Origin of the sequence: Bradyrhizobium sp. 139 (genome assembly GCF_023074175.1) — a bacterium.
Taxonomy (GTDB): Bacteria; Pseudomonadota; Alphaproteobacteria; order Rhizobiales; family Xanthobacteraceae; genus Bradyrhizobium.
Genome location: NZ_JADPKS010000011.1, coordinates 49,152 through 74,672 on the forward strand (window position 1 = coordinate 49,152; position 25,521 = coordinate 74,672).

A 25,521-nucleotide genomic window follows, 5' to 3' on the forward strand; every position below is an offset into this window, starting at 1 on the left:
GAAAACGCTCTACGCCCGGCGCGCCGCCATGAGATCGCGATAGAGCGCGGCATAATCGCCGGCGCGGTTGCGCCAGGAGACGTCGGTCGCAAGACCACTCAATTGCAGCCGGCGCCAGGTCAGCTTGTCATGGAAGGTGGTGTTGGCCTTGCGCAGCGCGCCGGCGAGGGCATCCGCTGTCACGGGGCCGAACTTGAAGCCGGTGGCATCGTGGCCCGATTTGTCGGCGTCGCCGATATCGACGATGGTGTCCTCGAGGCCGCCGACGCGCGAGACGATAGGCACCGCGCCATAGCGCAGCGCGCAGAGCTGGGTCAGCCCGCACGGCTCGAACCGCGAGGGTAGGATGAGCGCGTCCGAACCGGCCTGGATCAGATGCGCAAGGATCTCGTCGTAGCCGATCACGACCCCGATCCGGCCGGGATTCGCGCGGGCGGCAGCCTGATAACCGTCCTGGAGATCGCGGTCGCCGCTGCCGAGCAGCGCGAGCTGCATGCCTTCGCCCAAAATGGTTGGAATGGCTTCCAGCAGGAGATCGAGTCCCTTCTGCCAGGACAGGCGGCTGATGACGCCGAGCAATGGCACCTCATCCGAGGAATTAAGATTGAACTGCTGCTGAAGCACCGCCTTGTTCGCGGCCCGAAACGTAAGGTCCTCCGCGCCGAAGCGGTAGGCGATGTGCGGATCTTCCTGCGGATTCCACACGGATATGTCGATGCCGTTGAGAATGCCGCTCAGCACGTCCGCACGGGCGCGAAGCAGGCCGCCGAACCCCATGCCGCCCTCGTCGCTCTGGATCTCCTGCGCATAGGTCGGCGAGACCGTGGTGATGCGATCGGCGAATTGCACGCCCGCCTTCAAAAAGCTGACGCCACCAAAATATTCGAGGGCGTCGATGTTGAAGGAGTGCCAAGGCAGGCCGATCGCTCCGATCAGCTCGCGCGCGAACTTGCCCTGATAGGCCATGTTGTGAATGGTCATCACGGTGCCGGGCCGCGGCCGATTGTCGTAGTGCAGATAGGCGGGCGCGAGCCCGGCCTGCCAGTCATGGGCGTGCACGACATCGGGCACGAAAGCCGGGACGAGGCCGTGGCCGATATCGGCGGCGATGCGCGACAGTGCCGCAAAGCGCACGCCATTGTCGGGCCAGTCGGCGCCCTCGGCCGTGACGTAGGGGTTGCCCGGTCGCGCATAGAGATGGGGAACGTCGAGCACGAACAGATCGAGCCCGTCATGCGAGCCCGCGAGAAGCCGTCCGGGTCCGCCGAAATAATCCGGCCAGCGCCGGATTTCGTCGGCGCTCCCCAGCATCCGCATCACGTCGGGATAGCCCGGCATCAGCGTGCGCATCTCGACGCCATGCGTCTTCAGCGCAAGCGGCAGCGCGCCGGCGACATCCGCGAGGCCGCCTGTCTTGACGATGGGATAGACCTCAGAGGCGACCGCCAGGACGCGAACAGGCGTCATGTATTGAGCCTGTCGAGCATCGGCTGGGTGATGAGCGAAATGCCCTGCTCGGTGGTGCGGAAGCGCTTTGCGTCGAACTCGGGATCCTCGCCGACGACGAGTCCTTCCGGAATCTCGACGCCGCGGTCGATCACGACGTTCTTCAGCCGCGCGCCGCGTCCGACATTGACGTAGGGCATGATCACGGCGTTCTCGACGTTGGCGTAGGAGTTGACGCGCACGCCGGTGAACAGCAGTGAGCGCCGCAGCGAGGCGCCGGAAATAATGCAACCGCCCGAGACCAGCGAGCTCACGGCCTGGCCGCGCCGGCTCTCCTCGTCGTGGACGAATTTTGCCGGTGGTGTGATCTCCGAGTAGGACCAGATCGGCCAGGCGCTCTCGAACAAATCGAGCTCGGGTACCACGTCGGTGAGGTCGATATTGGCGGCCCAATAAGCATCGACCGTGCCGACGTCGCGCCAGTAGGCGCGCGGGTCGCTTCCGGAGCGGACGCAGGAGGTCGAGTACTGGTGCGCCATAGCGCGGCCGTTCTTGACCAGGTAGGGGATGATGTCCTTGCCGAAATCGTGGTTGGAGTTCGGATCCTCGGCGTCGCGCTTGAGTTCCTCAAACAGGAATTTCGCGTTGAACACGTAGATGCCCATGCTGGCGAGCGAGACGTCCGGTTTGCCCGGCATCGGCGGCGGATCGGCGGGCTTCTCCAGGAACGACTTGATCCAGCCGTTCTCGTCGATATGCATGATGCCGAAGCCGATGGATTCCGCGCGCGGCATCTCCAGACAGCCGACGGTGACGTCGGCGCCGCTCTCGACATGCTGGCGCAGCATCACCTCGTAATCCATTTTATAGACGTGGTCGCCGGCGAGAACCACGATGAAGCGGCAGGCGTGGGATTCGATGATATCAATGTTCTGGTAGACCGCATCGGCCGTGCCGACATACCACATGTGTTCGGAGACGCGCTGGCTCGCGGGGAGGATGTCGAAGCTCTCGTTGCGCTCGGGACGGAAGAAGTTCCAACCCATCTGAAGGTGCCGGATCAGGCTGTGCGCCTTGTACTGGGTGGCAACCGCGATGCGACGGATGCCCGAGTTCACGGCGTTCGAGAGCGCGAAATCGATGATGCGGGACTTGCCGCCGAAATAGACCGCGGGCTTGGCACGTCGATCGGTCAACTCCAGGAGCCGGCTGCCGCGTCCGCCAGCCAGGACGAACGCCAACGCCTGGCGGGCAAGCGGCTCGGGTCTCGCGGCACTCATGGCATCCTCCCATAACTCTGGCGCTTCGCGAAAAGCCTCCCGGCCGCCGCGCATAGGAACCGATAGTAGTGGCACGAATAGTAAATCGGGAAGGTGGTTGTTGGTTGCGAACGCGCGGGAAGCTTAATGCTTTGCCGTGGTCTGCGGCCCCAGGCTTCGTCGCTGCGGTGTCATATCCGCGCGGGGCTGGCGTTGGCCTGACCATAATTGAGGCATGCGCGAATTGAGGCATGCGCGGGCTTTCTTGTGCGGTGCACGCAATGCAGGCTTTGACTTTCGGAGACTTTGACTCGGCGCAAGGATGCCCGATCATGGCCTTGCGATCTTTTTCCAAGCAAAACGTCAAACAGGGAGCAAGACGATGAGTATCTGGAAAACGGCAATTGCCTGTTCGCTGGCGGGCGCGGTGATGGCCGGCCAAATCGAGCAGGCGGCAGCGGCCCCGCTGCCGACCAACGTTGCGACCATGAAAGCCGCGGCCGGCGATGACACCACGCAAGTGCATTGGCGCGGCCGAGGCTTCGGATGGGGCATCGGCGCTCTTGCGGCCGGCGCGCTCATCGGCGGCGCCATCGCCAGCAGCGCGCCTTATGGCTATTACGGCGGCGGCCCGTACTACGGCGGCTATGGATATCCAGGACCGGGCTACGGCTACGGCTATGGCTATGCGCCGGCGTATTATGGCTACGGGCCGGCCTATGCCTATCCGCGATATTATCGGCCCTACCGTCCGTATTACGGCCCTCGTTACGGCTACTACCGGCCGTATTACCGGCCCTATTACCGCGGCTATTGGTGAGCGCCTCGCGCGCTAGACTAGAAAGAGAGCCAGACAATCAAGCTCATGCAGGCAAAATGCGCGAGCACGATTGCGGCGAGATGCAGCGGGCCGGCCTCGAGGCGGAGCCTCCGCATCCCGCCGTCTCCGCCTAGTTCGATCCCGCGGCCGCAGCCGTAAAGCTGCGGTCGACGGTTTTGCTCACATCGAGCTTCTTCGGCAGGATGCCGTAGCGCGTCGAGCGATCCGAGGCTTCCTGCACCTCCTTCACCAATTTCTCGTCGATCACGATCGGGCCGGTGCGCTGCGCGGTGTAGGCCGACAGCAGCACGTCTTCCGGCAGCTTGGTCAGCTCGGCCGTGCTCCTGGCGTACTCGCCGAGATGATCCAGCGACCACAGCCGCGCCTTGTTCAGCCGCTGCACGAGGTCCTGCACCGCCGCGCGTTTGGTGGCGATGGCGTTGTCGGAGGCCACGATGAAGGTGATGGTCGGCGTCAGGCCCTCACCGTCGGCGATCACGCGGGCCTTGTCCTTCAGCGTCGCGAACGAGACGTAGGGCTCCCACACCGCCCAGGCATCGATCGAGCCGGCAACGAGTGCGATCTTGGCATCGACCGGGCCGAGCGGCGCGAAGGTGGCGTCCTCCAGCTTGATCTGGGCTTTCTCCAGCGTCGCATCGATCAGGAACTGGCCCCAGCCGCCGCGCGTGCCGGCGAGGCGCTTGCTCTTGAGGTCGGCGGCCGACTTGCTCGGCGAATCCTGGCGCACGAGGATCGCTTGCGTCTTCGCATCCGACCTGGTGCCACCGATCGCCTTGATCGGCGCGCCGGCGGCGTAGACCGAAAGGAACGAGAGGTCGCCCGTATAGCCGACGTCGAGCGCACCGGCGGACCGAGATCGCAAAGCTCACCGGTGCCAACAGCAACACCACGGCATTGGTCGGAACGCCCGGGCAGGTCGCCGAAGTGTTTGGCGACTATTACGATCTCGGCATCAGTCATTTCCTGATCCGCGGCTTTGACCCCCTGATCGACGCCATCGAATATGGCCGCGAGCTGATCCCGCTGACGCGTGAGCTGATCGCCAAGCGACAGGCCGTTCGCGGCGAGGCGGCGGAATGATCCGGCTCATGTTAGCCAGGAGGAAGTGCTGTTCAAGTCGCGCCGCATCATCACCTCGGAGGGCCTGACGCCGGGGTTGAGCTTTCAGGTGGCGCGGCCCGACGCGATCCGCGACAAGCGCGCCGAGCTGACCGACTTCATCCGGCGCCTCACCGCGGCGCGGACGTGGTCGCTGAACAATGTCGAGGGCTATGCAGCGACCTGGGGCAAGCTGATGAACATCCCGACCGCCGTGCCGCAGAACTGACTGTCGCGCGCAAAGATCCGGATCGCGCCGATCGACGACGGCGTGGTCGCGGACGAGCAGAGCACGATCGATCTCTATTTTCGTTGGGGCCTGATCAAGCAGAAGCTCGATGCGGCGGAGATCGTCGACCGCTCCTTTGCCGACGCGATCGCGAAAGCGGGATTGTAGGACGCTCCCATGTCCCGGACGCGCTGCAGCGTGCGACGCTGCTGCTTCCCCTCTCCCCTTGTGGGCTAAGGCATGCACACATCTCAAAAACGGAATCTAATACAGGGACTTAGATGACCCCAGGTTTCGGAACCGCCCAAAGAGCGGTCGGTCAGCTATCATTGAAAAGACTTGCGCTTTCCATTGGTGCTGACCAACGGCCGAAAGATGTGTGCACGCCTTAGCCCCTTGTGGGAGAGGGTGGCTCGCTGCGTAGCAGCGAGACGGGTGAGGGGTCTCTCTCCGCACGGAATCTCTCGCATTTGAGTTCGTGGATAGAGACCCCTCATCCGGCGCTTCGCGCCACCTTCTCCCACAAGGGGAGAAAGTGAGGAGCGTACGTTGGTCTACCCTCGAAATGTTCCTTCTGCATTCCTCGCTCTTGACAACACTCCCATTGCTATTTGCTCCGCCTCTCTTGCAACCCGCTGCATCCCGTCAAAGATCAAGCAGACGATCACATCGGGAGACCGGCCATGGGCCTGCAAGAAACAAAAATCGAATCGCTTCCCTTCGTCACCGCTGAACTCAACTACCTCGCGCCGGTCTCAGGCAAGCCGCGCGCCTATGCTTTCGATCCGCCGCCGGGCGAGCCGAAGAGCACGTCGTTGCCGGAGCCGCATCAGGTCCCGATCTTCGATGCGCGGCTGATCGCAAACAATATCTCGCTCGATCGCGAGGGCTTTGCGCTGGTGCGCCATCCGAACCAGGTGAAGGATTTTTACGACGACAAGGAAATACGAGCGGTCTACTATCCCGCCGTCGAGGCGTTCCTGCGCGCGACGCTGAAGGCCGATCGCGTCGTCATCTTCGATCATACCGTGCGCAAGCGCGTCGAAGGGGCCCCGGACATCCGCGACGGTGGCCCGCGCCAGCCTGCGACGCGCGTCCATGTCGATCAGACCGCCGTCTCCGGCGCCAACCGCGTCCGCGAGCATCTGCCTGACGAGGCCGATGAGCTGCTGAGGGGACGCGTGCAGGTGATCAATCTCTGGCGGCCGATCCGCGGTCCCCTGCGCGATTCACCGCTGGCGATGGCTGACGGCACCACGGTCGCGCCCGACGATCTCGTCGCCTCCGATCTGATCTATCCCAATCGCCGCGGCGAAACCTATTCGGTGAAATACAATCCGAATCATCGCTGGTTCTATTTCCCGGAGATGACGCCAGACGAGGCGCTGCTGCTCAAGTGCTATGATTCCGCAATCGACGGCCGGACGCGGTTCGGGCCGCATACGGCCTTTATCGATCCGACCACGCCGACCGATGCGGCTCCGCGCGAGAGCATCGAGGTCCGCACGCTGGTCTTCCACAAACAGTAACAATGTGTGATGGCACTGCCTGGTAATGCCCGGCGGTGGCTGGGGAACTTAGGGGAACCAACAAACGTTTGGGCTCCGGGCAGGGCCAACCCGGAGCGGTGCCGTGCGAGCGCAGACGACGCTATTCTCTTGCATTGCGACTTTTTCGCTTTCCGCTGTTTCTGTTGCACATGCCGAAAGCGGTCTTGCTTCATACTACGGCTACGGAAAGGCCGGCAAAGCTGGCGAGTTGACCTGCGCGCATCGAACGCGCCCCTTCGGCAGTGTTCTGAGGGTGTCCTATGGCAGCCGCTCGATCCAATGCCGCGTCAATGATCGAGGACCGTTCATCCGGGGCCGTATCGTCGATCTCTCCGTCCCCGCCGCCCGCGCGCTTGGCATGATGAGTGCCGGCGTGGTCCGCGTCTCGGTGGATTAGGCCCGCAAGGGCGCTATAGTGCCGCCTAGACAAGGCTGAGGGGCGCTATGGCTGGGATCAGGGTAGGGCTGGTGGGCTGCGGCTTCGTGTCGGAGCTGCACATGCATGCGTTCCGGCGCGTCTACGGCGTGGATGTCGAGGTCGCCGCCGTGGCTGCGCGCGGCGACCGCGTCGTCGAGTTCGCCGGCCGCCACCAGATCGCGCGGGTCTATCGCAGCTTCGCCGAACTGGTGGCGGACCGCGAACTCGACGTCATCGACATCTGCACCCCGCCCAACCTCCATGCCGAGATGATCGTAGCCAGCATGCAGGCCGGCAAGCATGTCATCTGCGAGAAGCCGTTTGCCGGCTATTTCGGCCGCGCAGGCGATGCGCAGCCGATCGGCAAGCGCGTGCCGAAGGCGCTGATGTATGAGCGGGTGCTCGAGGAGATGGACGCGACGCGGGTCGCGATCGAGCGCACCGGAAAACTCTTCATGTATGCCGAGGACTGGATCTACGCACCGGCGGTGACCAAGACCGCGGAGATCATCAAGGCGACGAAAGACAAGATCCTGTTCATGAAGGGCGAGGAGAGCCATTCCGGCTCGCACGCGGCGCATGCCGCGCAATGGGCGATGACCGGCGGCGGCTCGCTGATCCGCATGGGCTGCCATCCGCTCTCGGCCGTGCTCTACCTCAAGCAGGTCGAGGCCAAGGCGCGCGGCGAGACCATCCGCGTCGCCAGCGTCACCGGCGACGTCGGCAACGTCACGGCGGTCCTGAAGCCGGAGGAGCGCACCTACATCAAGGCCAACCCGATCGACGTCGAGGATTGGGGCACGCTGACCGCGACGTTTTCGGACGGCACCAAGGCCACCGTGTTCTCCGGCGACATGACCATGGGCGGCGTGCGCAACCTGATCGAGACGTACACGAGCGGCGGTTCGCTGTTCGCTAACATCACGCCGAACACGCATCTGATGAGCTACCAGACCTCCGAGGAGAAGCTTGCCAGCGTCTACATCACTGAGAAGGTCGACCGCAAAACCGGCTGGCAATATGTCTGCCTCGAGGAGGAGTGGACGCGCGGCTATCTCCAGGAGATCCAGGATTTCATGGAATGCGCCGCCACGGGGCGGCAGCCGCTGTCGGATTTGGCGCTGGCGCACGAGACGATCAAGGTGAATTACGCGGGATACTGGGCGGCGGAGGAGGGGCGACGGGTGGTGGTGTAGGGCCGCTGCTCTCTTACCCTCCCCTGGAGGGCAGGGCTATCGCATACGACATCTCGGAGGGACCTGAGCGAGCGCCTCGTCCTTCGAGACGACCGCTTCGCGGTCTCCTCAGGATGAGGCTTAGCTGCATCGGTCTCCGTTGAAATTGCTGCCGCGTACTCGTCCCTCATCCTGAGGGCCCGCCATAGGCGGGCGTCTCGAAGGATGGCCGCAGCCGAGCCTCCAGCCACGTGTTTCTTCATATGCGATAGCCGTGTATATGCGATTGCCTTGCCGCAAGCGGGGCGAGGGAGCGCAGTCGCGTGCGTCGTCTAGTCAGCTACGTCCCGTAAGTCGAGCCCTTCGGCAGCGGAAACACCGGGTCTTGCGTGCGGATATTCGTCGGCCACACCACCGAGATGTGCTCGCCGGCGTTCTGCATCACGACCGGCGTCGAACGCTCGTTCTGGCCCGACAACGGCGTGCCCGGCGGGAAGAATTTGACGCCATAGCCCTGGATGGTGCCGCCGGCGGGGATGTCGACGTCGAGCGCGGCCTTGCGAATGGCCTCGGGCTCGAAGCTGCCGTATTTCTCCTTGGCGACCGGCAGCACGTTGTTGAGCAGCACCCAAGTCTGGTTGAAGCCCATCGAGCAGTGCGGCGGCACGTCGGTGGCACCGGTCTTGGCCTGGTAGCGCGCGACCATGGTCTTGGTCAGATCGCCGATACCCGGCGCAAGTTTTGACGGATCGAGCAACTGCGCGGGCACCGGATCGATGTTGCAGAAATTGTCGATGTCGGGCCCGAAGGTCGCGCGCAGCTTGTCGAGCTGGCTGTAGCCGGCGCCCGCGCCGAACAGCATCTTGAATCGCAGTCCGCTCTCGCGGGCCTGACGCAGGAACAGGGTGATGTCGGGATTGTAGCCGGCATGCGAGATCACATCGACCTTGGCGCGCTTGAGCTTGGTCACAAGCACCGAGAGGTCGGGCGCGGAAGCCGAATAGCCTTCGCGCATCACCACCTGGATGCCCGCCTGCTTGGCATAGGCCTCGTCGGCCGCGGCGACGCCGACGCCGTAAGGGCCGTCCTCGTGGATCAGCGCGACCTTGACGTCCTTCGGGTCCATGCCGAGCTTGCCTTGCGCGTGCTCGGCGACGAAGCCCGCAAAGGCCTGGCCGTATTGATCGGAATGGATCTGCGCGCGAAACACATATTGCAGGTTCTTGTCCTTGAACACGGCGGTCGAGACCGCAGTCGTGATCCAGAGAATCTTCTTCTGCTGCTCGACTTTCGCCGCCATCGGCACCGCATGCGCGCTGGAATACACGCCGTTGATGATGTCGATCTTCTCCTGGCTGATCAGCCGCTCGGCCTCGTTGATCGCCACGTCGGCCTTGCTCTGTGAGTCCGCGGCGACCGGCACGATTTTGGTTTTGCCACCGATGCCACCTTTCTCGTTGACAAGGTCGATGGCGATCTGGGCACCGACCGAGGAGGCGACCGAGCCGCCGGCGGCGAACGGACCGGTGAGGTCGTAGATCAGGCCGATACGCAATGTCTCGGCTTGCGCCTTTGCCCGCGTCCAATCGAGGCTGAGTGCGGCGGCCGCAGCCGCCGAGGTCTTCAGCAGCGTCCTGCGTGAAGTCGGCATCGTTATCCTCCCTCTGAACCGTCTTTATGACTGGCTTATTTTTTTTGCGAAGTATTCAGAGCGGGCAGTGGAAAGTCAACACCGCCCAAGGTCGATACCAGCGGCCGCGGCACACAACGCAGCTGCGAAAGAACAAGGAAACAGCCCACCGCTCCCAGGCGGAGCGATGGGCCGATGTTGGTGCGAGGTGACTACTGCGACAGTTTCACGAAGCTCGGAAACTTCATCTTGCCTTCCGCGATCTTCTCCGGCCAGACCACGATCTGCTTGCCGTCCTGCCACTGGAAGACGAGGCCGGACACGGTTGTGGGGCCGGACTTGATGCCATGGGTGAACTCGTCGTCCTTGCCGTAGAACTGGATGCGGCCGATCGTGCCCTCGTAGTCGGTCTTCTCGAGTTCAGTGACCATCTTGTCGGAATCGGTCGAGCCGGCGCGCTTGATGGCCTCGGTGATGAAGTACACCTCGTCATAGGCGGTGTAGCCGGTGTAGGCCGGCGGCGTGCCGAACTTGGCCTTGAAGGCAGCTGCGAACGGTTTCGTCTTCGGCGTCACCGCGACGTCGGGCGTTGCGACCGCCAGCGACGGCACGCCGTCGGCAGCGCCATTGGTGTCCTTCCAGAAGGTCGGGCTCAGCGCCTGCGCGCTGATGCCGAACATCGGGATCGGCACCTGCTGGTTCTTCCACTGCACCGTCGGCTGCACGCCGACATGCGAGATGCCGGTGACGATCACGTCGGGCTTCTTGCCCTCGATGTTGTTGAAGATCGGCGTGAAGTCGGTGGTATCGGGCGAGAAGCGAACATGCTCGACGACCTTGAGGCCAGCCTTGGGCAGGCACGCCTCGTAGCCGACATCGAGCGGCTTGGTCCAGGCCGCGTCCTCGCTCATGATCGCGACCGTCTTGAACTTGAGCTTGTCGACCAGGAGATCCTTGGCGGCATCGCAGACGAGCTGGGCCTGCGCAGCCGAAGTCAGATAGCCGTGGAAGGTGTACTTGTTCTTCTCGTAGTCGTTGTGGATTGCCTTGGTGATCTCGTTCGAGGCGGCGCCCGGTGTGATCAGCGGCATCTTCAGCCGCGCCGCCCAGGGCTCGAGCGCCAGCACGACCTCGCTGATGTAGCTGGCGATCACCGCCGAAACCTTGTCCTCGCTCACCGCGCGCTGGAACGCACGCACCGAGTCGGCCGACGAGCTCTTGTTGTCATAGGTGACGATCTCGATCTTGCGGCCGAGGATGCCGCCCTTGGCATTGATCTCGTCGGCGGCGATCTGCGCGCCGCCAGGTGTCGCGGCCCCGGCGATCGACTGCACCTCGGCGATGACGCCGATCTTGATCGGATCGTTCGATTGCGCGTAGGCGGGGGCGGCGAGGCACAGCGCGAGCGCTGAGGCGAGAAGGAAGTTGCCGCTCAAATTCGTCGATGGTCGCATGGTCGTTTCCCTTTCTTGCTTTGTTGCTGATACGCGCGAATTAGAGAAAGTCGGCGCCGGCCTCGGCGGCGAAGCGTCCGGGATCGCCCTCCCAGACGATCCTTGCATGCTCCAGCACATAGACGCGGTCGGCATGCGGCAGCGCGAAGGTCACGTTCTGCTCGCCGAGCAGCACCGTGATCGACGTGGTCTGCCGCAGCTTCTCCAGCGCCTTGGACAATTGCTCGAGGATGACGGGGGCGAGGCCCAGCGTCGGCTCGTCCAGGATCAGGATCTGCGGCTGCATCATCAACGCGCGGCCGATCGCGAGCATCTGCTGCTCGCCGCCGGAGAGCGTCTGCGCCAATTGGCCCTGGCGTTCTTTGAGGATCGGGAACAGCTCGAACAGCCAGGCGAGCTGTGCCGCGCGCTTGTCGTCGGCCAGATGCTGACCGCCGAGATCGAGGTTTTCGCGCACGCTCATCTCGCCGAACAGTTCGCGCGATTCCGGGCATTGCACGAGGCCACTGCGGGCAATTTTCGCCGGGCTCGTGCCGCGCAGCTTGTCGCCGCCGCGTGCGATCTCGCCGCTATAGGGCAGGAAGCCGGAGATGGTGTTGAACAGCGTGGTCTTGCCGGCGCCGTTGAGGCCGACAATGGAGACGAACTCGCCCTCGTGAATGTGGATCGAGACGTTCTCCAGCGCCTGCGCCTTGCCGTAGAAAACGCTGACATTCTCGACCTGGAGCAGCGGCACCTTATCCTTGAAGCTGGTCTCGGGCCGCGCATGGGTCTCGATGGCGCCGCCGAGATAGACCCGGCGCACCGTCTCGTTCTTCATGACTTCGTCGGCCTTGCCGGTGACGATCTCCTCGCCGAGATACATCGCGAGCACGCGGTCGACGAGAGCCGCGACGCTCTTGACGTTGTGGTCGACCAGCATCACGGCGCGGCCCTCGTCGCGAAAGCTGCGGATCAGGTCGGAGAAGACATCGACCTCGGCCCGCGTCAGTCCGGCGAAGGGTTCGTCCACCAGCACGACTTTCGGGTCACGCGCGATGGCCTTCGCAAGCTCAAGCCGGCGCAAATCGGCGAACGGCAGCGTTGGCGGGCGGCGGTTCATGACGGAGCCGAGCCCGACGCGGTCGGCGATCCACTTGGCGCGTTCGACCAGCGCCTTGTCCGGGAACAGCATGAACAGGCTGTCCGGCAACAGCGCGACCATGATGTTTTCCAGCACCGTCTGCCGGTTCAGTGGCCGCGAGTGCTGGAACACCATGCCGAAGCCTTTGCGTGCGATCTTGTGCGCGGGAAGGCCGGCCACGTTCTCGCCCTCGAAAATCACCTCGCCGGCGGTTGGGCGCTCGATGCCCATCACGCTCTTCATCGCGGTGGATTTGCCCGAGCCATTCGGCCCGATCAGGCCAAAAATCTCGCCGCTATTGACCTCGAAGCCGAGGTTCTTGACCGCCGTCAATCCGCCGAAGCGCTTTGTGAGGCCGCGGACTTCGAGCACGGGACGGTTTGAAAGCCTCTGATCCATCACGAACGCGCCTCGCGCGAGAGGGCCGCTCCGAGGAAGCCGCCGGGGAAGAACAGCACGACGAGCAACGCAACCGCCGAGACGATGAAAGTCGCAAGCTCGCCGGTCGGCCGCAGGAATTCGCCGGCGACGATCAGGAAGATCGCGCCCAGCGCCGCGCCAAGCACGGTGCGCCGCCCGCCGAGCACGGCCGAGACGATCACGTTGACGCCGACCGCGACGTCGACCACGGTCCCGACCGACGCGGTGCCGAAGTAGAACACGAGAAGCGCCCCCGACAGCCCCGAGAAGAACGCGCTGACGATGAAGGCGGCGAGCTTGTGCTTGACGATATTGAAGCCGAGCGCGCCGGCCTGCACCGGATCCTGGCCGCTGGCCTGGAGCACGAGCCCGATCGGCGATTGCGACAGGCCATAGAGAATCGCCGCCGAGATCGTCATGAAGCCAAGCGCGATCCAGTAATTGACGCCGGCGTTGATGGAGATGACGTCGGGGATGGTGAGCCCGATCTCGCCGCCGGTGAGATCGGCAAACACGACGATGAAGTTCTGCAGCATCAGCACGGCGACCAGCGTAGTCAGGCCGAAATAGGGCCCGCGCACCCGCAGTGCCGGTAACGCCAGCACGAGGCCGGCGACGACGGAGGCCAGCGCGCCGAGCACGATGCAGAGATAGACCGACCAGCCGAACTGGGCATTCAGGATGCCGGCGGTGTAGGCGCCGACGCCGATCAAAAAGGTCGGACCGAAATTGACTTCGCCGGCGAAGCCGAACAGCAGGTCCCAGGCCATCGCGAACACGCCGAAATAGAACGCGACGGTGAGCAGTCCGAGCACATAGCCGGAAACGTAGAGCGGCAGCGTTGCCGCGATCACGACCAGCGCAAGCGATATGAAGAACAGCCGTGAGTTAAAGAAGCCGGTCATCTCAGCGTCTCCCCAGAAGGCCCTGGGGCCGGATGTACATCACGAAGACAAGCAGCAGCAGCGCCGGAATGGTGCGGTAGGCCGGCGAGACCAGATAGGCCGTGAGGGTTTCGAGATAACCGACCACGAAGGCCGCGATCAGCGAGCCGGAGACGCTGCCGAGGCCGCCGAGCACCACGATCGAGAACGCACTCGCGGTCAGCGGTCCGACGCTATAGGAGCTGACGCCGAGAAACATTCCGAGCAACACGCCGGCAATGCCGGCGAGGATGCCGTAGATTGCCCAGACCACGATGTAGATGTTGGTGAGCTCGAGGCCGAGAAGGGTGACGCCGCGCGGGTTCATCGAGGCCGCCAGCACCGCCTTGCCGGTGCGTGTGCGGTTCACCAGCAGCCACAACAACGCGATCACGAGGCAGCACACGATTGCCGTAAAAATCTCGTTTTTGGGCGTGCGGACGCCGAGGATCTCGACGACGCCTTCGACGATCGGCAGCACCGTCTTGGCGTTGTTGGTGAAGAAATAGGCGATCAACTCCTGGATCATGATGCCCCAGAGCAGCGTGCCGGTGAGGACGAAGATCTCCTTCTCCTCATTGGGGATGCGCCGGGAATCCTGAATCGGCTTCACGACCGCGAAGTAGGTCGCAAAGGCGGTGAGGAGGGCGACGGCGACCCCGATCAGCGCGCCGGCATAGGTGCCGACATTGAGCACGCTGGCGGCGGCCCAGGCCGCCACTGCTGCCGCCACCATGATCGCACCGTGAGAGAGATTGAGGACGCCGGAGACGCCGAAGATGAGGGTGAAGCCGGTGGCACCGAGAGCGTAGAGGGCGCTGATGGCAAAGCCATCGATCAATATCTGGAAAGCTCGCATCTATGATTGGCCGGGTGGCAGCCAAGCTGCCGCTTTGAGGGAAGGTGCTGCGGGGAGCCGCATGTGGAAGCTCCCGGGAGGTGGTCCCGGGAGCATTTGCTGCTAGTTGCTGAGCTTGATGAAGCCGGGGAACTTGACGTCGACCTTGGCGACGTCCTTGGGCCAGACTGCGCTTTGCTTGCCGCCCTGCCATTGCAGCATCAGCCCGGTGATGAGCCCCTTGCCGTACTTGATCGAGTGGGTGAACTGATCGTCCTTGCCGTAGAACTGGACACGCCCGATGGTGCCTTCCCAGTCGGTCTTCTCGAGCGCGTCGACCAGCTTGTCGGCCTCGGTCGAGCCCGCCCGCTTCACCGCGTCGGCGATGTAATAGACTTCGTCATAGGCGGTGTAGCCGGCATAAGACGGATAGTTGCCGAATTTCTTCTTGAAGTTGTCGGCGAACGGCACCGATTTCGGCGTCACCGCGACGCCGGGCCCGGAGACGCCCTGATAGAGCACGCCCTCGGCCGCCTGGTTGGTGTCCTTGCCAAAAGTCTCGTTGGTGGCCTGCGAGGAGATGCCGAACATCGGGATCGGCACCTGCTGGTTCTTCCATTGCACCGTCGGCTGCACGCCGACATGCGAGATGCCGGTGATGATCACGTCGGGCTTGGCGCCCTCGATCTTGTTGAAGATCGGCGTGAAGTCGGTGGTGTCGGGCGAGAAGCGGATGTGGTCGAGCACTTTCAGCCCGATCTTGGGCAGGCACTCCTCGTAGCCGACATCGAGCGGCTTGGTCCAGGCGGCGTCCTCGCTCATGATGACCGCCGTCTTCATGTGCAGCTTGTCGACCAGCAGGTCCTTGGCGCCGTCGCAGACCGAGAGTGCCAGCGCGGCCGAGGTCAGATAGCCGTGGAAAGTGTACTTGTTTTTCTCATAGTCGGCGTGAACGCTCTTGCTGATCTCGTTGGAGGCGGCACCCGGCGTGACGAACGGCGTCTTCAACCGCGAGGCCCACGGCTCCAGCGCCAGCACGACTTCGCTGATATAGCTGGCGATAACCGCGTTGACCTTGTCCTCGTTCACCGCGCGCTGGAACGCACGGACCGAATCGGCCGAGGAGGAGTGATTGTCGTAAGAGATGATCTCGATCTTGCGGCCATCAACGCCACCCTTGGCGTTGATCTCGTCCGCGGCGAGTTGGGCGGCCTGCGGGATCGATGCGCCGGCAATCGCCTGCGCTTCCGCGATCACGCCGATCTTGATCGGATCCGCCGCAAGTGCGGCGCCTGATGCGGTCATCAGCGCGCCGATTGTCGCCGCGCCGAGCAGTATGTGCAATGCACCAGGGAGTATCTTCTTCATACTGTTTCTCTCCTCTTGAACAAGCCTCTTTTGAGCTATTGGGCGGGACTATAACTGCGATGGCAGTCTCGGCAAGTGAAACTGCATTCAGGATTGTGAGACGAGGCTAAAGTCTAGAGCTGCTCAAATAAATAGAGAGCGGTGCCGCGCGTCCCGGCAGATCAGGCATGCAGATTTCGTCGGCGGGCATGCGTATCCGCCGCGACAGACGTTGAGACGTTCTTTGGCGAAGACGTTCGTTGACGCGGACGGACCGCCGACGATCTCTCCATCCACACGTCCGCACATGACCAGCTCAGCGTGCACGCGGCTGTAGCTGCTGCCTCTAGATGACGAAATCTCCGGCATGGAGATCCGCGGCGTGGATCTGATCGTATCATTGGCCGTCAGGTGGATCGCGGCATTGCCGGAGCTGTCGCCGCTGATCAGGCTCTTCAGCGCAGCCCAACTTGCAAAACCGTAAACGTGGACATTGATCACGTCGTGCTCGCGCGCAGTGCTGCCGACGGCCTTGTTGCCTTGATCGAAATCGTTGATCACATCCTGGCCCGATCCGGTATGAAGGCGAACAGGTCGTTGTTCGGCCCGCCGTGCGAATGGCCTTGCATGTTCGTGCCGTCGCCGACAAAAGTTAGAACCCCGTTGACCGCATCAACCGTCGCGATCATCGCATCGTTCTCTCCGCGGCCGTCGATCGGCAGACCGGGATCTCCGAATTCGGTCACGAATTGCTGGTCCCAACGCTGACGATGATCGTGTCGTTCGGCATATGGCGCATCGCGCACTCCCAACTCATGTCGGACGCGCGTCGCAGAGGGCGTCATCCCCACCGCGCCGCGCAGCGGCCTACCGCGCGACTTAATCTTCGTTGGATTGATGGCGGAGATTTTCCCGAGGCGTAACTTGATTGCGAGCAGGGAGCTCGGCGCGCAATGTTCGTGGCGGTTTTTTGGGCAAATGGTGCGTGCAGGAAAAAATCGGACGCCGGCGGTTCGCCGGCGCCCTTGCGCGTGCTTGCGTCGCCTCGTCTCAGCCCGGGCCCGCGCCTTGCGTCGCCGTATACACGGCGTAGAGCGACTGGCTCGCGGCCATGAACAGGCGGTTGCGCTTGGGGCCGCCGAAGCAGATGTTGCCGCACACTTCCGGCAGGCGGATGCGGCCGAGCAACTTGCCCTCCGGCGACCACACCGTCACGCCGTTGTAGCCGACCGCGCGGCCGGCATTGCTGGAGGCCCAGACATTGCCGTTGACGTCGCAGCGCACGCCGTCGGGCCCGCACTTCACCCTGTCGATCACGCAATCGCTGAACTTCTTGAGGTTGGAGAGCTTGTTGTCGCTGCCAACGTCGAATACGAAGATCTCGCCCTTGCCGCCGGACCCGGTGTCGCCCGGCCCCTTGCCGGTTGAGGCGACGTAGAGCTTCTTGTAGTCGGGCGAGAAGCACAGGCCGTTGGGATCGGGCACCTGCTCCTCGCTGACGACGAGGTCGATGCGGCCCGAGGGATCGATGCGATAGCAATTGGTCGGCAGCTCGCGCTTGCCCGGCATGAAGCCGGCCGGCTGTCCGATCCGCGGATTGAGCTTGCCGCCCGCATTGCTCGGGCCGCCCGCGACGTCGGGCTCGCCTTCATAGAGCTGGCCGCCATAGGGCGGGTCGGTGAACCAGTAGCTGCCGTCGGAATGGGCGACGACATCGTTCGGCGAGTTCAGCTTCTTGCCGTTGTAATTGTCGCAGAGCACCGTGGCGGTGCCGTCATGCTCATAGCGCGTCACCCGCCGGGTCAAATGTTCGCAGGAGAGCTGACGACCCTGGAAGTCGAACGCGTTGCCATTGGAATTGTTGGAGGGCGAGCGGAACACGCTGACGCGGCCGTCGTCCTCGCTCCAGCGCATCTGCCGGTTGTTGGGAATGTCGCTCCACAACAAATACCGGCCCTGCGCGCTCCAGGCCGGGCCTTCGGCCCATAGCACGCCGGTGTAGAGCCGCTTGATCGCGGTGTTGGGCTGCGCGAGATCGTTGAACGACGGATCGACGGCGATGATGTCGGGGTCCCAGAAATACGTCGTCGGCGCGCCGTTGGGACCGAAATCGCGCGGCGGGGTAGTGATCGTCGTCGGCGGCGCGGCAGGTCCGGTCTGGGCCAGCGCGGGGCCGGCGATTGTGGCCGCGGCGCCGAGCGCGAGCCCCCGGACCAGTGTTCGTCGTGATAGCGCAGCATCCTGGTCACGCAGCTCATGACGTGTCATCGCGTCCTCCCGGTCATGTTCACTGGCCGGTTGATCCGGCCGAGCAACCTGAGGTTAATGCGATCTCGGGTCGGTTGCGAGGGGCAGGTTCGCATCCTCCGTGCGATACCGAGCCGGCAAAGGCCGGAACGCGGCCGCATTGCGGCCGCGCGAGGGCAAGGTAACAATTGGCCCCGGTCTTGTCGTCCGGGATCTTGTCTTCGGAGTTTTGGCGGTCGACCGGAATCGTTTTTGGGACGTGTCAAGCCTTGACCTCACGCGCAATGCTGGCAGAACGTCTGCCGGGGCCCAAGCCGGAGTTCATCGTGTTAGCCGTTGTTGCACTGGTCATTGCGCTCGCCATCGCGTTCGCCGCCGGCTATTTCACCCGCGATTTCGTCTCGCGCAAACGTCGCGCGGAGGCGCGCCGCTGGCGTGAATATACCGTACCGGGCTGGCTCCGCGCCGCCGCGCCCGCCAACACCAATGAAGTTGCGGCCGGCAACGCGGCTCTGCCACCGGCCACCGGCGAGCTCGGCCAGATGCTGGACCGCTGGGAAAGCCGGGCCCGCAGTCGCCGCGCCAGCTAGCCTGACGGGCCGTTGACCAGACGAGCAATATTCGCCTTTACAGAATTTCTGATTCTGCGCACTACTAGCGCGTTCCGGTCCGGGAAACGGGCGGGCGAACCCGGGGCACGGCCAGTGCTGCAACAGGTCAGCTCCTCTGACCATCTTTTGGCGTTGCGGTTGCTGCTATTTCTCGTCTAGAAACGGCGCATCGAGCCTCCCGGCAACCAACCGTCAACGGTTTTGACCGAGGATTCTTGGGCTCAATAGGGTCTGGCAATGCTGATTCGCGGCCAAATCGATGGGATTTCGGGGGAGGTGGCTCTGGCCGCCGCCACGATCCCGGCCGTGCTGCTGCCCACCCTCCTTATTGGCGGGCTTCTTCTTACTTGCCCCTGAGGGCCGGCTGGGCGCCACGCGCCTGGGCGCTCAGGGGTTGGTCGAGATCACCGCACACCTCAAGCGCCCAGACAACTGAACGGCGCAAAAGCTCAAAAGGAAATTTGGTAATGGCCCCCGTGAAAAAGTCCGACAAGGACCGCGTCATCATTTTCGACACCACGCTGCGCGACGGCGAGCAGTGCCCCGGAGCCACCATGACCTTCGAGGAGAAGCTCGATGTCGCCGAGATGCTGGACGATATGGGCGTCGACGTCATCGAGGCCGGCTTCCCCATCACCTCCGAAGGCGACTTCCAGGCGGTGAGCGAGATCGCCCGCCGCTCCAAGAACGCCGTCATCGCCGGCCTGTCCCGCGCGCACCCGGCCGATATCGATCGTTGCGCCGAGGCGGTGAAATTCGCCAGGCGCGGCCGTGTCCACACCGTGATCGCGACCTCGCCGCTGCATATGCGGGTGAAGCTGAACAAGACCCCGGAGCAGGTGCTCGACACTTCGGTCGCCATGGTCGCGCGCGCCCGCAACCAGATCGACGACGTCGAATGGTCGGCCGAGGACGGTACCCGCAGCGAGATGGATTATTTGTGCCGCATCGTGGAAGCCGTCATCAAGGCCGGCGCCACCACGGTGAACATCCCCGACACCGTCGGCTACACCACGCCCGACGAGTACACCCACTTCATGAAGACGCTGATCGAGCGCGTGCCGAACTCGGACAAGGCGGTGTTCTCCGTGCACTGCCATAACGATCTCGGCATGGCAGTGGCGAACTCGCTGGCCGGCATCATCGGCGGCGCGCGCCAGGTCGAATGCACCATCAACGGTATCGGCGAGCGCGCCGGCAACGCCGCGCTGGAAGAGATCGTGATGGCGATCAACGTGCGCAACGACAAATTCCCATACTGGAACAAGATCGATACGACGCAGCTCACCCGCGCCTCGAAGGTGGTGTCGGCGGCAACCTCGTTCCCGGTGCAATACAACAAGGCTATCGTCGGTCGTAACGCGTTCGCGCATGAGAGCGGCATCCACCAGGACGGCGTGCTGAAGGACGCCTCCACCTACGAGATCATGCGGCCCGAGATGGTCGGCCTGAAGCAGTCCTCGCTGGTGCTCGGCAAACACTCCGGCCGCCACGCCTTCGTCCATAAGCTGGAGGAGATGGGCTACAAGCTCGGCCCGAACCAGCTGGAAGATGCGTTCACGCGGATGAAGGCGCTCGCCGACCGCAAGAAGGACATCTATGACGAGGACATCGAGGCGCTGGTCGACGAGGAGATGGCGGCCTCCCACGACCGCATCAAGCTGACCTCGCTGACCGTGATCGCCGGCACGCACGGCCCGCAGCGCGCGACCATGAAGCTCGACATTGACGGCCAGATCAAGATCGAGGAGGCCGAAGGCAACGGCCCGGTGGACGCGGTGTTCAACTGCATCAAGGCGCTGGTGCCGCACGAGGCCAAGCTCGACCTGTATCAGGTCCACGCCGTGACCCAGGGGACCGACGCGCAAGCCGAGGTCTCGGTGCGCCTGTCGCATGAGGGACGTGCAATGACGGCGCGCGCGGCGGACCCGGATACGCTGGTGGCGTCCGCAAAAGCCTATCTCGGCGCGCTCAACAAGATCGTCATGAAGCGCCAACGCGACACGGTGACGACGGCCGCGGCAAGCTGACGAACGTAGTTCGTCGTTCCGGGATGGTCCGAAGGGACCAGACCCAAACTTGAGATTCCGGGCTCGGTCCCTTCGGACCGCCCCGGAATGGCCGCCAGAGAGATACCTGCCCTGCTAACGGCCAATAGCAGCGCAGCGCGCCTGCCTGTATTGATGCAACCGGCATGAGGATCGGCCGCCCGCACCCCGGGCGGCCCAAATAACAACTGGGAGAGATTATGCGCACCTTCGCGATCGCGGCGTCCGTCGCGGCATTGGCCTTGAGCCTTGTCGGCTCCGCCAGCGCCGATCCGATCATCATCAAATTCAGCCACGTCGTCGCCACCGACACGCCGAAGGGCAAGGCGTCGGAGAAATTCAAGGAGCTCGCCGAGAAGTACACCGGCGGCAAGGTCAAGGTCGAGGTCTATCCGAACTCGACGCTCTACAAGGATAAGGAAGAGCTCGAAGCGCTCCAACTCGGCAGCGTCCAGATGCTGGCACCGTCCAACTCGAAATTCGGTCCGCTCGGCATCCGCGAATTCGAGGTGTTCGATCTGCCCTACATTCTTCCCGACCTGAAGACGCTGCGGAAAGTGACCGAAGGGCCGCTCGGCGCGAGGCTGCTCAAGCTACTGGATTCCAAGGGCATCGCCGGCCTTGCCTATTGGGACAACGGCTTCAAGCAGATGAGCGCCAACAAGAAGCTGGTGACGCCGGCGGACTATCAGGGCGTTAAGTTTCGCATTCAGTCCTCGCGCGTGCTGCAGGCCCAGTTCAAGGCGCTCAGCTCGCTGCCGCAGGTGATGGCGTTCTCGGAAGTCTACCAGGCGCTCCAGACGGGCGTCGTCGACGGGCAGGAGAACACCTGGTCGAACATCTATACCCAGAAGATGCACGAGGTGCAGAAGTACATCACCGAGACCAACCACGGTTACATCGGCTACGTCGTGATCGTGAACAAGAAGTTCTGGGACGATCTGCCGGCCGACATCCGCGACCAGCTTGCGAAGGCGATGAAGGAAGCGACCGACTTCAACAATACGCAGTCGCAGAAGGAGAACGAGGACGCGCTCGCCGAGATCAAGAAGAGCGGCAAGAGCGAGATTATCAAGCTGACGCCGGAGCAGGACGAGGCGCTGCGCAAGGCGATGGAGCCGGTCTACAAGGACGCCGCAGGCCGCGTCGGCCAGCCGCTGATCGACGAGTTCCAGAAGGAAGCGAAGAGCACGACGAACTGATCCGGATCGACCATGAATGAAGGGGCTTCCGTGCCGGCCGCACGGAGGCCCTTTTTGTTGCAAATGATTTCAATCTGCATCTGAATGGACATTCAGGGAGTCACATCTTGGTAAGAGCGCTCTCTCTGTCCAAGTTGTAAGTTGCGCGTCAGCCTTGCGCCCCTCATCTTCACGGCATCCTTCCAGAGGAGGTTCGCATGAGGAAGTTCACCATCGCCGCCGTCGCCGTGCTCAGCATCGCCGGCTCGGGCGCGGTCTATGCCCAATTTCATCGCCCGTGGATGGAGCACATCCGCCATATCCGCATGAACCCGGAGGACCGCGCCGCCTTGGTCGACGCGCGGATCGCTGCGGTCCATGCCGGGCTGAAGCTCAGCGCCGATCAGGAGAAGCTGTGGCCGCCGGTCGAGGCCGCCGTGCGCGACTTCGCCAAGCTGCGCATCGACCGCGCCAATGCGCGGATGAATGCCGGCCCGGGCGATGCCGACAAGCCTGAGGATCCGGTCGCCCGCCTGCGCCAGCGCGCCGAGGACATGGGCGCTACCTCCACCGCCCTGAAGAAGATCGCCGATGCCGCCGATCCGCTCTACAAGACGCTCGACGAGGGCCAGAAGCGGCGTCTTGCCGTGCTGACCCGCCACCGCGGCCCGTTCGGGGGCGGTGAGGACGGCCCGCCCCGCCACTTCATGGAACGGGGCATGGACCGCATGATGGAGCGCGGCATGGACCGCTTCCACGGCGACCGTTTCGACCGCGACGGCGGCCCGGACCGGGATCGCGAGGGCCGGCTCTGAGCCGTCAGGGATTTTGCGGGAATTAGCCTTGGCGAAGCCGCTGGAATCCAGCGGCTTTTCGCTTTTTGGGGGATGTGGGCGAGGTCTTGACGAAGCCTTGGCAAACCCTTGGAAAACCTGCATCGCATCGCTTGCCATATCCGGATCGCTTTGCTAAACGACCGGCCTCGCAAGGCATTGACCGCCTTTCGGGCGCATAGCTCAGTTGGTAGAGCAGCTGACTCTTAATCAGCGGGTCCCAGGTTCGAGCCCTGGTGCGCCCACCACCCCTAAAAGTTTGGCCCGCAGGGCTTTTTTAGTTTCTCCGATAGAACAAAACTGGTCTCGTGCGACGCTTTTTGTGGTCGTACGTCGCACGCCGTGCGACGAGATATGATTTTCTGGGAGCGTTTATAGTGGGATCCGATACCCGCCCTCACTACGGCTGACACGGGCCGAGGGACTACTCCCGTCCGGTTTGAAGCGAAGTGCTGACCCGGTAGAATGTATCTGGAATCAGGTCCGATGACCGGTTGTGGAGATTGCTCGGGCCGAAGCCGTTGTCGGGCCGCGCTGTGCAAGTCCAATACTGACCGGTTGGGCACCACAGGACGGCGAAGGGCTTCAGCGAGCCGGAAAAACCGGTCTTGCGATCAGCCCTTCATCCCTTCCTTCCGGACCTGCAATTGGAGCCGGTCGATACCGGAATCGGCGCGATCCACATTCCGGGCGCGGTAGTGCTTCACGATGGTCTGCGCACTTCGGTACGAGTGCCCGGTGATATCGCAGATCGTCAACAGGTCGCAGCTGGCCCGATCGAGTAGCATCACGCAGGTATCGCGTAGATCCTGGTCGTGCTTCTGGTCGAGTTCACCGGCGCCGTTGACGAATATCAGGGCAGGGCACGGCCTGAGGCGCCACACCGTTTCATCGCCACTGCAATCGCGCGCGGATTGCGCGCTAAGCCATTCCGCCAGGACACGCTTGCGCTGATCAACCGCTCGGGCGCGGTGCGCCTTGTTCTTTTCGTCGAGTGGGAAAGGTGCAAACAGTTTGTTTACGCTTCCGATCAACTCAGTGCTCAGCCGCTCTGCGCGCACAATTGCTTGCCGGATAGTATCCTGTGCGAGAAAACCGAAAACGGCCACCGCGCGCGCGGTTGAGACCCAATGGCGATAAGTGCTCTCGTCGTACGGCTCACCATTGTCCTCGTTGACGACGAGTTCGAACGGGATCGTCTCAAGCTGAAGACGTAACTTGAGCTCCTTTACTCGCACGCGGGATGCGTTCAGCCGCGCGCTAAGTTGTGGCGCCTCCTTGATGTCGACCAGTTCGCCCGTCTTGCTCTGTCGGAATGCGTGACGTCCCTCGACACCGCTCTCGTTGCGCATGATCAGACGGTCGGTCTGGCGCTGCCCGGTGAATAGCGCGAGGTAGAAACTGTCGCCGATTGAGGGCCGCTCGATTGCATCAGCTGCGGCGACCCACGCGGAAAATTCAGGCATTGCGACCAGCACGATTCGGCCGTCTGGATGATCGAACTCCATACCTTCTCGGGGGTTGGGTCCCAAGCGCCACAGGATGCTTTCCTGCCCCCAACTGAATGCGGCCGAGAGTGCTGCAATCATCGCCAGCGCCATATGATGGCCGCGTACCGATTTCGCATAGTTATAGAATGCTCGGAACTCTGGCTTGCCGATCGATGAGGGCGTGGCAGTCGCGATCGCTTCAAGTTCGCGCGTGGGCTCGGCCATGCCGAGCAGCTTCGCGGCGCGGATTTCGGCTCGCATCTTCGCAGCGGCCTCGCGCGTTTGCGGCCGGTAGAGAATGGCGGAGATACACTTGCGGTAGGAAGATTGAGAGGCGGCTGATAGCGCCTTGAACTCTTCCGATTTGCTCCAGTCGTCGAGAAGGTCTTCGATCGTACTACGTTTGCGAACTGTAATCTTCTTAGGCAATTTACCAGCGCGGCGCGCCGCCTCGATTTCAGACCTTCTTTTGTCGGAGAAGTCGGATGCCTCCTGAAGATTGAACCATCGACCAACCGGGCGGCCTTTTTCATCGTTTGGCAGATGGCGCAAGTCGCCATCGGTAAAGCCGAGTGCCCGGGCGTAAGCGCCATGTGATGAGCGTGGACGGCCGTCGCGCCACTTCACATAGGGAAACTTCGGATCGGCCATAGCCAGCCTCGGTGCCAAGTGAGATGTGGCACCCATTGGAATCGAGCCCAACAGAATGTCAAGCGCCGTGCTGTCCATAGGCCGTTCGCAGCCGCTCGCGATGTTCTTCATCGCTTGCTGCGGACGGTGGCGCAAATGTGTCGATAGCGATGGTACGCATTGGATGATGGCGAGTCAGCCAAGCATCGAAGCCGGTGCGTTCCCATTTGAGCGGACCGCATTCGCTGATCGGCGCTGGCAATCCGTCGCGGTCATGTCGGATCTGGCGCGTCCGATAGAACGTATCTAGCGAGATGCCGATCGCCGTCGCAACCTCGGCCGAGGAATACGGCGGTACTATGCTCTGTAAAGTATTCACCGGGCGCAGATGCATAAGTCCGCGATGCCTCGTCACTCTTCGCTGCTTTGGCCGAAGTCCATGCAACATAAGAGCAGAGAAAACGAACGCGAAAGCGTCCCGAATCGGGCGTAGGGAATTCGGCTCCATTGGAGTGCAAATAGGATGCTAGCAGGGCTATTAGTTCGCACATTCGCGCGTTTGGAGAGTCACGGCATCCAGGTCGTAACTGGTGCGCTGATCCCGACTTATACTTATCGGGCCGAGGACTCACTAGACGATCGATTCCAAGAAATCTGCGTCGGAACTGATTGGGTGTTGGCGGATTCCTCGTTTGCGATTGGCGCAATGAGGAGCGACATCATGGCAGGA

The 25,521-nt window shown here is 63.0% G+C and carries 22 protein-coding genes, 1 tRNA gene and 3 pseudogenes; 12 read left to right on the plus strand and 14 right to left on the minus strand.

Annotation, left to right across the window (positions count from 1 at the left end; genetic code table 11):
• Nucleotides 1-9 precede the first annotated feature (9 nt).
• Both glgA and glgC read right to left on the minus strand, forming a co-directional pair.
• The gene (gene glgA / locus IVA80_RS03780) at nt 10-1,467 is read right to left on the minus strand and encodes a glycogen synthase GlgA (RefSeq protein ID WP_247425727.1); all 1,458 of its coding nucleotides are present in this window, start codon (nt 1,465-1,467) and stop codon (nt 10-12) included.
• On the minus strand, nt 1,464-2,726 hold the full coding sequence (gene glgC, locus IVA80_RS03785) for a glucose-1-phosphate adenylyltransferase (protein WP_247425728.1): 1,263 nt from the start codon (nt 2,724-2,726) through the stop codon (nt 1,464-1,466). The genes glgA and glgC overlap by 4 nt, the downstream gene beginning before the upstream one ends.
• A gap of 361 nt (nt 2,727-3,087) precedes the next feature.
• Here glgC and IVA80_RS03790 point away from each other — a divergent pair, with 361 nt between their 5' ends.
• Nucleotides 3,088-3,525, plus strand: coding sequence for a hypothetical protein (locus IVA80_RS03790; RefSeq protein WP_247425729.1), 438 nt, complete (start codon nt 3,088-3,090; stop codon nt 3,523-3,525).
• Nucleotides 3,526-3,655: 130 nt separating this feature from the next.
• Here IVA80_RS03790 and IVA80_RS03795 read toward each other — a convergent pair.
• A pseudogene (locus tag IVA80_RS03795) lies at nt 3,656-4,396 on the minus strand (aliphatic sulfonate ABC transporter substrate-binding protein); the annotation flags it as partial.
• On the opposite strand from IVA80_RS03795, the pseudogene IVA80_RS03800 reads away from it, so the two are divergent.
• The 5 genes and pseudogenes from IVA80_RS03800 to IVA80_RS03820 all read left to right on the plus strand — a co-directional run.
• Nucleotides 4,396-4,626, plus strand: a pseudogene (locus IVA80_RS03800) (alkanesulfonate monooxygenase); the annotation flags it as partial. The pseudogenes IVA80_RS03795 and IVA80_RS03800 overlap by 1 nt on opposite strands.
• A gap of 7 nt (nt 4,627-4,633) precedes the next feature.
• Nucleotides 4,634-5,041, plus strand: a pseudogene (locus IVA80_RS38530) (ABC transporter substrate-binding protein); the annotation flags it as partial.
• 515 nt (nt 5,042-5,556) lie between these two features.
• The gene (locus tag IVA80_RS03810) at nt 5,557-6,402 is read left to right on the plus strand and encodes a CmcJ/NvfI family oxidoreductase (protein WP_247425742.1); all 846 of its coding nucleotides are present in this window, start codon (nt 5,557-5,559) and stop codon (nt 6,400-6,402) included.
• A gap of 103 nt (nt 6,403-6,505) precedes the next feature.
• Entirely contained in the window at nt 6,506-6,820 is a 315-nt protein-coding gene (locus tag IVA80_RS03815; RefSeq protein ID WP_247425744.1) for a septal ring lytic transglycosylase RlpA family protein, read from the plus strand.
• A 47-nt stretch (nt 6,821-6,867) separates the two neighbouring features.
• Nucleotides 6,868-8,037: a Gfo/Idh/MocA family oxidoreductase gene (locus IVA80_RS03820; protein ID WP_247425746.1), complete on the plus strand. Its 1,170-nt coding sequence runs from the start codon at nt 6,868-6,870 to the stop codon at nt 8,035-8,037.
• Nucleotides 8,038-8,356: 319 nt separating this feature from the next.
• On the opposite strand, the gene IVA80_RS03825 is transcribed toward IVA80_RS03820, so the two are convergent.
• From IVA80_RS03825 to IVA80_RS03860, 9 genes are all read right to left on the minus strand, one after another.
• Nucleotides 8,357-9,667 (minus strand): ABC transporter substrate-binding protein, encoded by a 1,311-nt coding sequence (locus tag IVA80_RS03825; RefSeq protein ID WP_247425748.1) that lies wholly within the window; start codon nt 9,665-9,667, stop codon nt 8,357-8,359.
• 191 nt (nt 9,668-9,858) lie between these two features.
• Nucleotides 9,859-11,100 (minus strand): ABC transporter substrate-binding protein, encoded by a 1,242-nt coding sequence (locus IVA80_RS03830; RefSeq protein WP_247425750.1) that lies wholly within the window; start codon nt 11,098-11,100, stop codon nt 9,859-9,861.
• Nucleotides 11,101-11,140: 40 nt separating this feature from the next.
• Nucleotides 11,141-12,622 carry an ATP-binding cassette domain-containing protein gene (locus IVA80_RS03835; protein WP_247425752.1) on the minus strand — a complete coding sequence of 494 codons (1,482 nt, stop codon included), beginning with the start codon at nt 12,620-12,622 and terminating at the stop codon, nt 11,141-11,143.
• Nucleotides 12,622-13,548: a branched-chain amino acid ABC transporter permease gene (locus IVA80_RS03840; RefSeq protein WP_247425754.1), complete on the minus strand. Its 927-nt coding sequence runs from the start codon at nt 13,546-13,548 to the stop codon at nt 12,622-12,624. Before IVA80_RS03840 ends, IVA80_RS03835 begins: the two co-directional genes overlap by 1 nt.
• A gap of 1 nt (nt 13,549) precedes the next feature.
• A complete protein-coding gene (locus IVA80_RS03845; RefSeq protein ID WP_188100854.1) occupies nt 13,550-14,425 on the minus strand; it encodes a branched-chain amino acid ABC transporter permease in 876 nt (291 codons plus the stop codon).
• 102 nt (nt 14,426-14,527) lie between these two features.
• The gene (locus tag IVA80_RS03850; RefSeq protein ID WP_247425771.1) at nt 14,528-15,709 is read right to left on the minus strand and encodes an ABC transporter substrate-binding protein; all 1,182 of its coding nucleotides are present in this window, start codon (nt 15,707-15,709) and stop codon (nt 14,528-14,530) included.
• Nucleotides 15,710-15,895: 186 nt separating this feature from the next.
• Entirely contained in the window at nt 15,896-16,312 is a 417-nt protein-coding gene (locus IVA80_RS38535) for a hypothetical protein (RefSeq protein WP_346347958.1), read from the minus strand.
• Nucleotides 16,309-16,557, minus strand: coding sequence for a hypothetical protein (locus IVA80_RS38540; protein WP_346347959.1), 249 nt, complete (start codon nt 16,555-16,557; stop codon nt 16,309-16,311). Before IVA80_RS38540 ends, IVA80_RS38535 begins: the two co-directional genes overlap by 4 nt.
• Before the next feature lie 244 nt (nt 16,558-16,801).
• A complete protein-coding gene (locus IVA80_RS03860; protein ID WP_247425757.1) occupies nt 16,802-18,019 on the minus strand; it encodes an SMP-30/gluconolactonase/LRE family protein in 1,218 nt (405 codons plus the stop codon).
• A 305-nt stretch (nt 18,020-18,324) separates the two neighbouring features.
• Here IVA80_RS03860 and IVA80_RS03865 point away from each other — a divergent pair, with 305 nt between their 5' ends.
• The 5 genes from IVA80_RS03865 (at nt 18,325) to IVA80_RS03885 (ending at nt 22,919) form a co-directional block, all read left to right on the plus strand.
• Nucleotides 18,325-18,588: a hypothetical protein gene (locus tag IVA80_RS03865; RefSeq protein WP_247425773.1), complete on the plus strand. Its 264-nt coding sequence runs from the start codon at nt 18,325-18,327 to the stop codon at nt 18,586-18,588.
• 488 nt (nt 18,589-19,076) lie between these two features.
• Entirely contained in the window at nt 19,077-20,639 is a 1,563-nt protein-coding gene (locus tag IVA80_RS03870) for a 2-isopropylmalate synthase (protein ID WP_247425759.1), read from the plus strand.
• A gap of 218 nt (nt 20,640-20,857) precedes the next feature.
• A complete protein-coding gene (locus IVA80_RS03875; RefSeq protein WP_247425761.1) occupies nt 20,858-21,859 on the plus strand; it encodes a TRAP transporter substrate-binding protein in 1,002 nt (333 codons plus the stop codon).
• Nucleotides 21,860-22,056: 197 nt separating this feature from the next.
• Complete coding sequence (locus IVA80_RS03880; RefSeq protein WP_247425763.1) at nt 22,057-22,653, plus strand: Spy/CpxP family protein refolding chaperone; 597 nt, start codon at nt 22,057-22,059, stop codon at nt 22,651-22,653.
• 190 nt (nt 22,654-22,843) lie between these two features.
• Nucleotides 22,844-22,919 (plus strand) — tRNA-Lys (locus tag IVA80_RS03885).
• Between the two features lie 366 nt (nt 22,920-23,285).
• Here IVA80_RS03885 and IVA80_RS03890 read toward each other — a convergent pair.
• The gene (locus IVA80_RS03890) at nt 23,286-24,812 is read right to left on the minus strand and encodes a hypothetical protein (protein ID WP_247425764.1); all 1,527 of its coding nucleotides are present in this window, start codon (nt 24,810-24,812) and stop codon (nt 23,286-23,288) included.
• Between the two features lie 58 nt (nt 24,813-24,870).
• Entirely contained in the window at nt 24,871-25,185 is a 315-nt protein-coding gene (locus IVA80_RS03895; RefSeq protein ID WP_247425766.1) for a hypothetical protein, read from the minus strand.
• Nucleotides 25,186-25,314: 129 nt separating this feature from the next.
• Here IVA80_RS03895 and IVA80_RS03900 point away from each other — a divergent pair.
• Nucleotides 25,315-25,521: hypothetical protein (locus IVA80_RS03900; protein ID WP_247425767.1), on the plus strand; the 207-nt coding region annotated here is incomplete at its 3' end.

Coding starts and splice junctions, on each gene's coding strand:
- glgA (WP_247425727.1), bottom strand. CDS start 1,467: ATGACGCCTGTTCGCGTCCTGGCGGTCGCCTCTGAGGTCTATCCCATC.
- glgC (WP_247425728.1), bottom strand. CDS start 2,726: ATGAGTGCCGCGAGACCCGAGCCGCTTGCCCGCCAGGCGTTGGCGTTC.
- IVA80_RS03790 (WP_247425729.1), top strand. CDS start 3,088: ATGAGTATCTGGAAAACGGCAATTGCCTGTTCGCTGGCGGGCGCGGTG.
- IVA80_RS03810 (WP_247425742.1), top strand. CDS start 5,557: ATGGGCCTGCAAGAAACAAAAATCGAATCGCTTCCCTTCGTCACCGCT.
- IVA80_RS03820 (WP_247425746.1), top strand. CDS start 6,868: ATGGCTGGGATCAGGGTAGGGCTGGTGGGCTGCGGCTTCGTGTCGGAG.
- IVA80_RS03825 (WP_247425748.1), bottom strand. CDS start 9,667: ATGCCGACTTCACGCAGGACGCTGCTGAAGACCTCGGCGGCTGCGGCC.
- IVA80_RS03830 (WP_247425750.1), bottom strand. CDS start 11,100: ATGCGACCATCGACGAATTTGAGCGGCAACTTCCTTCTCGCCTCAGCG.
- IVA80_RS03835 (WP_247425752.1), bottom strand. CDS start 12,622: ATGGATCAGAGGCTTTCAAACCGTCCCGTGCTCGAAGTCCGCGGCCTC.
- IVA80_RS03840 (WP_247425754.1), bottom strand. CDS start 13,548: ATGACCGGCTTCTTTAACTCACGGCTGTTCTTCATATCGCTTGCGCTG.
- IVA80_RS03845 (WP_188100854.1), bottom strand. CDS start 14,425: ATGCGAGCTTTCCAGATATTGATCGATGGCTTTGCCATCAGCGCCCTC.
- IVA80_RS03850 (WP_247425771.1), bottom strand. CDS start 15,709: ATGACCGCATCAGGCGCCGCACTTGCGGCGGATCCGATCAAGATCGGC.
- IVA80_RS03860 (WP_247425757.1), bottom strand. CDS start 18,019: ATGACACGTCATGAGCTGCGTGACCAGGATGCTGCGCTATCACGACGA.
- IVA80_RS03870 (WP_247425759.1), top strand. CDS start 19,077: ATGGCCCCCGTGAAAAAGTCCGACAAGGACCGCGTCATCATTTTCGAC.
- IVA80_RS03875 (WP_247425761.1), top strand. CDS start 20,858: ATGCGCACCTTCGCGATCGCGGCGTCCGTCGCGGCATTGGCCTTGAGC.
- IVA80_RS03880 (WP_247425763.1), top strand. CDS start 22,057: ATGAGGAAGTTCACCATCGCCGCCGTCGCCGTGCTCAGCATCGCCGGC.
- IVA80_RS03890 (WP_247425764.1), bottom strand. CDS start 24,812: ATGGCCGATCCGAAGTTTCCCTATGTGAAGTGGCGCGACGGCCGTCCA.
- IVA80_RS03895 (WP_247425766.1), bottom strand. CDS start 25,185: ATGCATCTGCGCCCGGTGAATACTTTACAGAGCATAGTACCGCCGTAT.